Genomic DNA, 11,873 nt, shown 5'->3' on the forward strand with positions numbered 1-11,873 from the left:
TGCAGGAATCCAAGAGGGCGTATTTTAAAAAGTTATCAGCTGCATCTTAATTTACTAGTTTGAAAGGATCTCCTGCCCCCACACTTGCATTTAATTACTCCTAAAAGTATCCAATAAATGGTTTCTGTTGGCAATTGAAAAGTCTGATTACGATCAATAATCTTATTTAAAATGGTAATCATTACAATTCGATATATGATATTTTTAACCGATAGTTATAAGGAGAGAATATTTATGCAGAGGAGCCTTTAACTTGAAATTCATAAAAAATTTAAGCATCAGCAAGAAATTACTCATTATTATCATTGTAAGTGCGTTAGGACTTAGCTCAGTTGGAACCCTAGGAATTAGTTACATTAATGAAATGGCAAAGGGTTCAAATGTAATGTATAAAGATAACTTAGTTCCTCTCAACATGGTTATGCAAATAAGAGTAAATGCAAGAGCCAGTGACGCTTATACATTAGAACTTTTAGTAACAGAAGACCCTGAAAGAAACCAGGAATTAATAAATGAAATCACATCCGCATGGGAGGAGACCGCTTCTCTTATTGCTGAAATTGAAAGTACAGATTTAACGAAGGAACAGCAAAATTTAATTGAGCAATACAAACAAACTTCACAAGAACTTGCCAAGAATAGAAATCTGGTAGTGGAGCTTGCTGCAGAAAATCAAAATGAAGAGGCTTACGCGCTATACCTCGGTGCAGTTGAAGATAACAGATCTGCTTTAAATGAAACTTTAAAACAATTACAGAAATCAAATGTTCAAATTGCAGAATCAATAAATAACGAAAATAATGACAGAAAACAAGAGGTACTCTTTTTTGTCACAGGTATTGTGATTTTGGCACTGCTTATTTTAATAGTGTTAAGTATAATCATCAGCCGCATGATTATCCGTCCGGTTAAAGAGGTTAAAAGCTTACTGATGGAAGCTGAAAGTGGAAACTTTACTGTTACAGGAAACTATGAATCGAAAGACGAAATTGGTGAGCTCTCTGCTTCCTTTAACAATATGACAAATACACTTAAAGCTGTATTTAGTACGGTTCAAGACTCTTCCCAGCAAGTTGCGTCTGCCTCTGAACAATTAAGTGCAAGTGCGGAGCAAAATAGCAATGCAAGCGAGCATATCACGATGACTGTTCAAGAACTGGCGATCGGATCGGATAAGCAGCTTGATACAGTTGATAATAGTGCTAGAGTAATAGAAGATATTACGGAACATACAAAAACGATTACGAATCATACAGAGAAAATTACGAAAGATGTACTTCATGCATCAACCCTATCTAATGAAGGAAATCAGGCTATACAAAAAGTGAATGAACAAATGAATTCTATTTATGAAAATGTGAATAGCTTATCTAAGGCAGTAGAAAGCCTGGATGCAAGATCAAATGAAATAAGTCAGATAACGAATGTAATTACAGGAATTTCTGCTCAAACAAACTTATTAGCTTTAAATGCTGCTATTGAAGCAGCAAGAGCTGGAGAACATGGAAAGGGCTTTGCTGTTGTTGCAGATGAAGTAAGAAAACTTGCTGAAGAATCAACTAGATCTACTGAACAAATTGCTGGCCTTATTCAATTAATCCAAAATGATACGAATGTGACTTTAAAAACAATGGAGAGAGCTGCTGAAGAAGTTCAATCTGGTCTTAATGTTGTTCATATTGCGGGAAGCTCTTTCGAGAAAATTGAAGATGCTGTTAACGGAGTGGTTACACAAATTGAAGAAATTTCAGAATCACTTAAAAACCTATCAAGTGGTACGATTTCAGTAAATAACTCGATTAAAAATGTGAGCTCGGTAGCGCAAGAAACTACTATGGTTACTCAGAATATCTCAGCTGCCACTGAAGAACAACTTGCATCCATGCAAGAAATCACTTCATCCTCACTAGCACTTGCCAAATTAGCTGACGAACTGCAAGTAATTATTAAGCAATTTAAAATTTGATTAAGCAGTCACTGGAACATTCCGAAAATCCTCGGGTTTTGTCGACACAAATACGCTTCTTGGCAGAAGCAAGATCCTCTCTTCTGCCAGGAAGCATTTTGGTTTCTATATTCATTATACAGTGAGAACAAATGCCACTTTTACTCTTCTTTCGAAAACCCACGTTCAATCACATATTGAAAACCATATAATAGGAATGCCTTGTAGAAAAAGTAAAAAAACATTTGTATATGATTGACCCGATGTAAACGATAGTATTTTATTTGTTTTGCCATATACGTAAGGGGAAAAGAAAAGAAAGCACTTATAGCGGCGTTGAGTAAAATAAAAGGTTTAAAATCTCCATATGTTTTTTTCAATGTCCATAGAGCCAGCATTAAAAATGGGCCAATCTGATAAGGGAATTCTCCATAGAGATATGATTTCGGTTTGTTGTAAAAAATCCACCATTTATTCTTTTTTCCATGTGCAGCATGAAGCTTTTCTACCAATAAAATAAGAACAGAGGCTGGCAAATACTTTTTTATGCTTAACTTACCAAAAAAAAAGATAATAATCCATGACACCACAACCATACTTACATTTAAAAAAAGCTGATCTTTCCTCTTCACATTTAATCATTCCTTATCCAAAGCTTGATTCAATTCTATTATTAAAATAACCAGCCTCAAGGAAGATATGTATTATTCAGCAGCCGTAGTTCAGTAATCTTCTTTTATATGAGCTTATAACAGCACCCCTACTGTATGCAGTTAAATTCCAAGATGCAGCTGGGGAACAGTTAGTTGCTTCTTCTTTGTTTAAATTCCTCTTATTAAGTGAAATGCACATATAATGCACCAAACAAAGGAGGTCCTTCTTTTGGAAATGATGCTTAGCTTTATTTTTGCACTAGGCTTTACGCTGATTCACTATTTTTCAAAGTATATGAGGTTTATTAAAGCCATTCCAAGAAGCCGTTTTCTTTCGGCCGCTGGCGGAGTTGCTGTTGCTTATGTGTTTATTCATCTTCTGCCGGACTTAAGCAAGCACCAGCAGGTTCTTGAAGAAGCCGCACGTCCAGGATTGTTTCGTTTTCTTGAGAATCATGCCTACATTATTGCATTACTGGGACTCGCCTTATTTTACGGACTTGAAAAAATGGTTAAAAACTCTAAGTCGAGCCAAAACGACAAAACAAGCCCAGGTGTATTTTGGATTCATATCACTTCCTTTTTCTTATACAATTCATTGATTGGATACTTATTGGTCAGAGAAGAATTCGAAAGTCTGTGGGGAATGTTTTTTTACTTTTTGGCCCTGGCTGTGCATTTCGTAACGAATGACCATAGTTTGCGCAAAGATCACCAGGACATCTATGACCATTATGGACGCTGGGGATTAACCGCCGCTATTTTGATCGGCTGGACCGTTGGCGCCTTTGTAAAATTGGAAGAAGTCTATATCTCCCTGCTTACCGCATTTTTGGCTGGCGGCATTGTGCTAAATGTATTAAAAGAGGAGCTCCCTGAAGAAAGGAAAAGCAGCTTTGCTGCCTTCTTTTTAGGTGTTGTTGGATATACAGCACTGCTCTTAGTTTAAGAAATTCGGCTGAAAATAAACTCTCTGCTAAGATTATATTTTTTCATCATAAGGAAATATTATCGGAGAGGTGAATATATGGATATGGAAAAAATGAAGCTTACATCCTCCGAAATCGGCTCATTGTGGGGAGAGTACATAAATGGAACAGCAACAGACCTAGTAAATAAGTATATGTACTCTACTATTGAGGATGAAGCGATTAAGACGATTTTTCATGAAGCGATCCAAACATTCGAGAAACAGAAGGAACAAATTAAGTCTTTTTTCGAGAAAGAAGGTTTCCCCGTTCCTATCGGATTTAATGAATCCGATTTATTCTTAGGAAAACAACGATTATTTTCAGATGCATTCTGCTTGAATTACTTGAACATTATGACCCTGCACGGTTTATTAGGGCATAGCACTTCTTTAGGTGTCTCAGTCAGAAAAGACTTAAGACTTTTTTATGATTCCTGTGATGATGCTGCTAAAGAAATGTATCATAAAACCATTGATCTTTTACTTGAAAAAGGGCTTTTTCAGCGAGACCCGCTATATTACACTTATGATCAGCCAACCTTTATCTCCAGCAAAGATTTTAAAGATGGTTTTTTTGGTAAAGGCAGAACTCTTTCCGCCATTGAGATTATCAGCATTTCACTAAACCTTAAAAAAAGCATAATGGCAAAAACGCTTTCTATAGCCTTTAGTCAAATTGCACATTCAAAAGAAGTGAAAAAATTCCTAAGAAGCTCTGAGAAAACAGCTGATGGACAAATAAAAACACTTGCCAAAATACTGCAGGGTGATAATCTGCCTGTTCCAAAATCTTTGGAAACGGAAGTGACTCAGTCAACCGAATCTCCCTTTTCAGATAAATTAATTATGTATCATACGGGATTTTTATTTCAGGCAGCACAAAACTACCATGGTGCAGGTCTGGCATCATCCATGAGAACCGACCTAATCGCCACATATGAATCAACTATATTACAAAATCTTTTAGTTACAAAAAACTGGTTTGACATTATGGTTAAAAACAAATGGCTAGAACAGCCTCCGCTTGCACCGAACAGAAAAGAAATTTCCAGATAACCCTAACTACCAGCCCTTTCTGGTAGATAGGGTATTTTTTTGTGCTTTATGATTAAAGATAATGCTATTTAAGATAACTTTTTGCCATGTAATAAGCATGTGCAGTAAATAACTGTGTTTGAATGGTATTTGACACAATCATCTCTTCAAATTGATCAAAGTCAATTAGTTGAACACTCATCTCCTCTGTATCATCAAGTTTTTGCTCTGAGGTTCTGCAGGCTTCTAAAAGGAGAAATGTTTTAATTTTATTATTCTGAATAGCTGGATTCACCATAAATTCTCCCAATAAGATGGGCTGGCGCAGTGAAGTAAAACCGGTCTCTTCCTGCACTTCCCTTATGATCCCTTCCTCGTCAGTTTCATGTGCTTCTATTTTCCCTGCAGGCACTTCCAGAAAAAAACCCTCTCCAGCATAACGGTACTGTTCAACCATCACCAGCTGCTTTTCTTTTGTAATGACCACAGCATTTACCCAATTTGCATATTCATGAACATAATAATCATGAATGATGTGGCCATTAGGAAGCTGACATGCATCTTTTCGTATATGGCCAAATGGGCTTTTATGTATGTATTCTGTTTTGAGCGTTTTCCATTTATTCATCGCTCTCCTCCCGAACATATTAAATTTCTTAAAAAGAACCTCCTAACTCCCAAAATGCGTCGCCCATCTGATTCATCAGTTCCCATGCTCTTTTTTCAATCTTATTCGGAAGTTGATCTCTGCCAATAAACTTCAAATCCAGGCTTTCTCCATCATTCATAACCAACCTTCCAGTCACATGTTGGGCATGAAATAAACTAATGACATTATAGGTTTCATCTCCATTTGGATATTGATAATAATAACGGGGACCAGAAAAGACACCTATCAATTTAAGCTTATTGGCATTTAATCCTGTTTCTTCTGCTAACTCACGCAAAGCAACTTCCTCTAAGGTCTCACCCAGTTCCATGGAGCCGCCTGGCAAACCCCAATCCAACGTATCTGAACGATGCTGAAAAAGTACTTCATTATTTTGATTCATCACACTTATAGTTGCACCCACGCTGATTATCGGCCTGCTGCCTATCTGTTTCCGCAGCTCAGAAATATATCCCATATTCTCCTCCTAAAAACTTAATGGTTATTACTTCTCTTCTTTTCAGTGAGTTCCTTTTATCATCTTCCATTTATGCATAAAAGTTTGTGTAAAGGGTAGTTTACCTCTATAGAGAATAAAGTAGTGAAGGAGATGTTCAACATGTTAAAACAAGAAGAATTGGAAACGTTAAGAGAATTAATCAAAGACGTCGATACGGCTATGCTGACAACGGTATCTGAAGATGGTCTTGTCTCACGCCCGATGAAAACACAGGAAGTTGAGTTTGATGGTGACTTGTGGTTTTTCACAAAAAAAGAGACTGATAAATATGAAGAAATCATGCATGATCAAGATGTGAATGTGGCATATGCCGGCAAATCATATGTTTCAGTTCGCGGAAGAGCCGAAATCGTTCAGGATTTAAACAAGAAAAAAGAACTGTGGAACAAAGCACTAGAAAAGATTATGCAAACTTCTTACGATGATCCGAACGTTGTCTTGATCAAAGTAAAAGCAGAAGCAGCCGAATATTGGGAAACCGGGAATTTCACTAAAAAGGTGGCTTTCCTTTATAAGCGTATGACAGGACAAAGTTCCCGATCCACAGATGTGAATGAAACAATTGAATTGAATAATAACTAGCAGCAAAATGGATTGTCTAATTGGACAATCCATTTTCCGTTTAACCTCATTCTTCATAAGTATTATAAAACTTGCAGCATTGCCAGTTTTCTTACTCTCTTTTCTGCAACTAAAACTTCATTAAAACAACCTTTTTTTCAGTGTTCAACATTAACGGATGATAATTCTCTGATAGTTTTTCTCGGTAAATCGAAATATTACACCATATACAATAGTAAACAGGAAAGCTGCAAAAAGTGCGCTTCCCAGCACAACAAGTGTATGATCCATCGCTGCGGTGGTTCCAATGATTTTCATCACGAGAGGCATTATTGCCGCTAAATGGATGATGGCTACTGTTAGCGGAGCCAAAAACATGATGAGAGTTTGCCTTCTAATTGTTTGAGTAATTTCCTTATCACCTATTCCAACTTTCCTCATAATAGTAAAACGATGGCGATCATCATGCCCTTCGGAAATTTGCTTAAAATAGATCATTAAAGCAGTTTCCGCAAACAAAACAACACTAATAAAAATACCTAAAAACAACAATCCGCCAAAGGTGCCTAACACTGTTTCCCTATAAATTGACTTTGCTTCTATATATACATTACCTATCGTTTCGGCTTCATCTGCGATAGCATGAGAAAATTCATTTACAGAATCTGACTCTCCTTGTAAGTTAATGTCTTGATACATCATCAATGAATTTTCTAAATCTGCTGATTGCACAAATTCACCTGTTAACGCTGCAACGACATAAACCCAATTACCTTCTATACTTTTCGCCAAGGAAGTATCAATTGGCAGTTCTTCCACCGTATCCTTTACGTTGAATGATTGATCATTTAACGTGATGCTTTGTAAATCTGCAGTTTCTTGACCTTTTAAGAGCAGGACTTCATCTGAAGCTAACGATATGTTTTCGTTTGTTAACGAGTTAAAATCTTCTAGGGGAAGTAGACGGAAGAATTCCTCCTTCCCATCTCCTGTTAAATCTGCGGCAAACTGTCCGCCCCGGTAAGATGAAAGTGATGTTATCTCAACGTCATATCTCTCTTTATGATTGTCTATAAATGTTTGCAGCTGCTGCTGTTCTGCAACATTCTCTGCTGCATTTGTAATAGACACATCGAACTGGAATGTATTATTCACCATCGTATTGACACCTAAATATAAAGATACCGTGGTTGTCATAACAATCATGGTTGCTGTGCTTAATACAGCTATATTCGATAAGCCAACTGCATTTTGTTTCATCCGATAAAGCATAGTTGATATGAGTGTAAAATGATCTTTGTTATAATAGAAGCTTTCATTTTTTTGCAGCATTTTAAGCAGTACAATGCTAACGGCAGTAAATAACAAGTAAGTTGCGGCAACCACAAACACGATCGCTGCGATTATCGCATTTAAATCCAGTATGGGATCACTAACCATAAATGATAAAAGATATCCGGAGATCAAAAGAATGCCGCCCAGAACAGCAAGCACATACTTCGCCTTTGGCTCTCTCTCCCCTATTTGTCCACCTTTCATTAATTCTGTAATACGAACAGAGTTCAACTGTTTTAAATTATACAAGTAAATAATAATGAAAATAATGCTGAAGGTGACCAATGTCTTTAGAATAGCCATTATAGAAAAGATCTTTAACGTTAATGGCACATTCATCGTAATAGACATTGCTATGCCTACAACTTGATTAAGTATTAAACCAATGGTTAAGCCGCCTATAGTAGTCATCAGGGCAATCAGGAAATTTTCTATCCTCAATAATTTTCTAACATGCTTTTTTTCCATTCCCAGCAAATGATAAAGACCGAATTCCTTTTTTCTTCTCTTAAAAATAAAGCTATTCGCATATAGAAGAAAAAACAGAGAAAGATTTGTAAACAATAAGCTGCCAAACTTCATTACATCGATCGTAAAATTTCCTCCTGGAATGTTCTTCAAAGCTGTATCATTCACCAAGCTGTTCATTGTATAAAATAATGCAATTGTAACAATGCAAGTAATGATATATGGCAGCAACATTAAGCTATTCTTTTTAAGATTTGTCAGCGCTAATTTACTATATAATTTCTTATTCATAAGCTAGTTCTCCTTTTTGCAACTGCTGCTGACTGCATATCAAAAACCTGCTGAGTTATATCTTGATTCATATTCGTTTTTTGAATTTCATTATTGATTTTTCCATCTTTAATAAATAACACCCGGCTTGCTTTACTTGCGGCATACACACTATGTGTGACCATAATAATAGTTTGACCAGCTTGATGAAATGCTGCAAATAAGTCCAATAACTCCTGTGCTGAACGGGAATCAAGAGCACCAGTCGGTTCATCTGCTAGAATCAGGCTTGGTGATGTGATTAACGCTCTGGCAACAGCAGCTCTCTGCTGCTGACCTCCAGAAACTTCGTAAGGATATTTATCTAAAATATGTTCAATCTCCAATGCAACACCCAAATGCTTAATCTTTGCATTCATTTCTTTTACACGAAGATTAGCCATTACGAGCGGCAGGAAAATATTATCCTTCAAAGTGAATTGATCTAACAAGTTAAAGTCCTGAAACACAAATCCTAAATGCTCTCTCCTGAATGCAGCCAATTTCTCATTTGGGATTTCCTTGTAACTCATCCCTTCCAGCAGCACCTCACCAGCTGTCACTTCATCCAAAGATGCTAAAATATTCAGCAGCGTTGACTTCCCGGAACCAGACTCTCCCATTATGGCAATATACTCGCCCTTATTCACAGTAAAACTAATATCAGAAAGTGCCTCTACCTTTGCCCCTCTCCGAGATTGATATACCTTTTTTACACTTTGAACCTTCAAAATTCCCATTACATATCCCTCCAAATAAAAAACCTTTGTCTCAGTGCCTTTATCATACTGAAAACAAAGTCAATCATTATTTGGAATACATAACAAAATTATTCTTTTTTTCTGCTTTAAATCTTACGAAGTTCTTATGGCGTCACAGTGACGCCCCGAAATTCCTCGAATTTTGTCGATCACTTCCCCATGTTCCAAACCTAAATTTATCCAATAACTGTTGACACTGGATAAAACTTCCTTCACTATTATGTTAGACGATATAACGTGTAACATAATAACTTTAAAAGGATGATTGAAATGGCCTATAATGGCGGCCCGATGACAGAAGCGATGTATTATGTTCTTCTGGCGTTAATGCGTCCCAATCATGGATATCAGCTCATGCATTCGATTGCAGAAGTGTCCAATGGCAGAGTAAACATGGGTCCTGGCACTCTTTACGGTGTCCTCTCAAGGATGCAAAAAGATGGGCTCATTTCTCTGACTGAAGAGGACAAAAGAAGAAAAACGTATGAAATAACATCAGAAGGAGAAACAGCACTTCGGCTGGAGCATAACCGTTTAAAAGCGGTGATTGAAGATAGCAGGATTTTAGAGGATGGTGATGAAAATGGCTAAAACCATTTACAAACTGCGTCCCAGTGACAATTGGAGAATTGGAGAACATGAAAGCTGGTTTGCAGATATGGCTGCCCAGGGTCTTTTTCTTAAAAAGATGGGAATTCCTTTTGCCAAGTTTGTTAAAGGGGAACCAAAGAAAATGCGCTACCGGATTGAAGTGAATTCGGGAGACGGGATAACTCCTGAACAAAAACAAATGTATGCAGAAAGCGGCTGGGAATATGTAACGAGCTATAATTTATTTCATGTCTTTTCATCCCCTGAAGAACTGCAGGCATCAGAACTGCATACCGATCCGGCCGAGCAGGCTTTTACGCTTGAAGCATTGGACAACAAGTTTACCTTTAATACAATCATTATGATTACAAGCATGCTAGTACTTATCGGATTGCAGGCTGCTATTTGGATTCCTGAAGAAACGCCAACTTTAGCTTTTGTCGAAGCAACCACTATCAATCAATTGATCTTAACGATCGTCTTACTTTATTCAACTTACGTTACACTCCAAGCAGCAATCTCTATTCGCAAACTGCGCAGAAATTTAATCGAAGGAAAACCAATAGATCATCATGCACCCTGGAAAAAACGATTTCGAAATCAGCATATCATTGGATTGCTGTATACAATCATTGCTGCATTGGCTGCCTCTGTTCCATTTATACAGCTCGTAAAAACAGATACTCAAACGTTGCCAGAAACCAGCCCGGACTTACCGATTGTCAGATTAGCAGATATTGAGAATAGTCCAGATTACATTCCAGAAGAGCCCACCTATTTTAGTGACGGTGTTGATTGGGGGAACCGATATTCTTTTAATTGGAGCCCTATTGCCCCCTTACAATATGAAACTTCTGAGCACGGATTAATTCCGGGTGAAATACAGAAGTATGGTGAAGAATACTCATCTTCTCTAGATACAGAAGTATATCAACTGCAGTTTCCTTCTTTGGCAGAAGATTTGATTTCAGATTTAATCAAAAAAAATCACTTTCGTGCAAACAAAAACGATTTTATCAGAACCGAGCATCCCGAATTAGACATTTTAATTACTTATGAAGAATTTAAAACAAAAATAGTATTTGCACATAAAGATAATGCGGTTATGTATGCTGCTTATTATGGCAATGCAAATACAGCTGTATTGATTGAAAACACTGTTGAAAAGATTAAATTGATTTCCGAATAGAAACTAAAAAAGCTTACAGAATCAAGGTCTGTGAGCTTTTTTCTTCTATTATTTCTTGCCCTGCCTGTACAAATCAACCGTCTTAAATCCTTTAGATAAGATCTCGACCATTTGTGCCTGTCGGCTGTCACGCGTTTTCTGCTGTTTTGCTGAAAAGATATAACGTGCCCAATCCCTTTTATAACCCGGCGTTAACGACTGATAAAAATCTAACTCTTCAGGATGATCGGTTAACAGTTTTTCTACATCTGGTATCTGATCCTCATAATCCGCTACACATTGGCTTGATGCGGAGGATTTTTTAGCTTTTTTCTTTTCACGCTTCAAACCTATCACCGTGAAGACATCATCCATGCTCACCATCCGTGCAAATTTGATATCACTTCCATCAACATAACCATCTTCGTCCACCTTCATAGCCGGAAAGATCTCATCTCGATGTATGTGCGTATCAAACCGCTTATTCCCTTTTTTCGGATAAGCAAAAAACAAATACCCTTTTTCAACTAATTGCTCCTCTTGAATTATGCGTTTCGTATGCTCAACCATTTGATTGATATTCTCAATAAAAATAAAAATTGCATCATGATCTCCGGACAGCTCAGTCTTATAGCCATTAAATAAATCGTAGTCTTCTGGCTGACTTTGCACCGCTAGATTGTTGTATTTAGTTAGGTTTAATTTATCAATGATTGACATTATGATATTACTCCTTTTAGACAATTATGTAGTTACTGACAGGTAAGGATGTTGGCGCTAATGTTCCCACCGGCTCTCTTTTAGCTGCCTGATGGGCACTTAACCTGCTCTTTAGTTCCCGCCAGCTCTCTTTTCTCCCGCTGACGGGCACAATTCTCCCCGAACTCTTCTATGCTAAAGATTATACA

At 37.2% G+C, this 11,873-nt stretch carries 12 protein-coding genes; 6 read left to right on the top strand and 6 right to left on the bottom strand.

All coding sequences use genetic code 11. The annotated features are described in order from the left end of the window. Positions 1-253 precede the first annotated feature (253 nt). Positions 254-1,966, top strand: coding sequence for a methyl-accepting chemotaxis protein (locus F7732_RS15480; protein WP_151574919.1), 1,713 nt, complete (start codon positions 254-256; stop codon positions 1,964-1,966). A gap of 140 nt (positions 1,967-2,106) precedes the next feature. Here the strand turns inward: F7732_RS15480 and F7732_RS15485 are convergent, their stop codons facing one another. Next, a complete protein-coding gene (locus F7732_RS15485) occupies positions 2,107-2,577 on the bottom strand; it encodes a hypothetical protein (RefSeq protein WP_240056650.1) in 471 nt (156 codons plus the stop codon). A gap of 256 nt (positions 2,578-2,833) precedes the next feature. Here F7732_RS15485 and F7732_RS15490 point away from each other — a divergent pair, with 256 nt between their 5' ends. Together F7732_RS15490 and F7732_RS15495 are read left to right on the top strand one after the other, a co-directional pair. Beyond that, positions 2,834-3,547, top strand: a complete 714-nt coding sequence (locus tag F7732_RS15490) for a hypothetical protein (RefSeq protein ID WP_192913045.1) — start codon at positions 2,834-2,836, stop codon at positions 3,545-3,547. A gap of 78 nt (positions 3,548-3,625) precedes the next feature. After that, on the top strand, positions 3,626-4,624 hold the full coding sequence (locus F7732_RS15495; RefSeq protein ID WP_151574921.1) for a DUF3231 family protein: 999 nt from the start codon (positions 3,626-3,628) through the stop codon (positions 4,622-4,624). 64 nt (positions 4,625-4,688) lie between these two features. On the opposite strand, the gene F7732_RS15500 is transcribed toward F7732_RS15495, so the two are convergent. Continuing rightward, a complete protein-coding gene (locus F7732_RS15500; RefSeq protein ID WP_151574922.1) occupies positions 4,689-5,231 on the bottom strand; it encodes an NUDIX hydrolase in 543 nt (180 codons plus the stop codon). Between the two features lie 28 nt (positions 5,232-5,259). Beyond that, positions 5,260-5,730, bottom strand: a complete 471-nt coding sequence (locus F7732_RS15505; protein WP_151574923.1) for an NUDIX hydrolase — start codon at positions 5,728-5,730, stop codon at positions 5,260-5,262. A 132-nt stretch (positions 5,731-5,862) separates the two neighbouring features. On the opposite strand from F7732_RS15505, the gene F7732_RS15510 reads away from it, so the two are divergent. After that, a complete protein-coding gene (locus tag F7732_RS15510; protein ID WP_151574924.1) occupies positions 5,863-6,354 on the top strand; it encodes a pyridoxamine 5'-phosphate oxidase family protein in 492 nt (163 codons plus the stop codon). Between the two features lie 150 nt (positions 6,355-6,504). On the opposite strand, the gene F7732_RS15515 is transcribed toward F7732_RS15510, so the two are convergent. Together F7732_RS15515 and F7732_RS15520 are read right to left on the bottom strand one after the other, a co-directional pair. Then, entirely contained in the window at positions 6,505-8,427 is a 1,923-nt protein-coding gene (locus F7732_RS15515; protein WP_151574925.1) for an FtsX-like permease family protein, read from the bottom strand. Then, complete coding sequence (locus F7732_RS15520; protein WP_151574926.1) at positions 8,424-9,185, bottom strand: ABC transporter ATP-binding protein; 762 nt, start codon at positions 9,183-9,185, stop codon at positions 8,424-8,426. Before F7732_RS15520 ends, F7732_RS15515 begins: the two co-directional genes overlap by 4 nt. A 291-nt stretch (positions 9,186-9,476) precedes the next feature. Here F7732_RS15520 and F7732_RS15525 point away from each other — a divergent pair, with 291 nt between their 5' ends. After that, complete coding sequence (locus F7732_RS15525; RefSeq protein ID WP_151574927.1) at positions 9,477-9,797, top strand: PadR family transcriptional regulator; 321 nt, start codon at positions 9,477-9,479, stop codon at positions 9,795-9,797. Beyond that, on the top strand, positions 9,790-10,986 hold the full coding sequence (locus F7732_RS15530) for a DUF2812 domain-containing protein (protein ID WP_151574928.1): 1,197 nt from the start codon (positions 9,790-9,792) through the stop codon (positions 10,984-10,986). Before F7732_RS15525 ends, F7732_RS15530 begins: the two co-directional genes overlap by 8 nt. Positions 10,987-11,034: 48 nt before the next feature. Here F7732_RS15530 and F7732_RS15535 read toward each other — a convergent pair whose 3' ends face one another. Then, entirely contained in the window at positions 11,035-11,685 is a 651-nt protein-coding gene (locus F7732_RS15535) for a YdeI/OmpD-associated family protein (RefSeq protein ID WP_151574929.1), read from the bottom strand. Positions 11,686-11,873: the final 188 nt, after the last annotated feature.

The sequence above is a fragment of the Bacillus mesophilum genome, assembly GCF_008923265.1.
Classification (GTDB): Bacteria; Bacillota; Bacilli; order Bacillales; family Cytobacillaceae; genus Cytobacillus; species Cytobacillus mesophilum.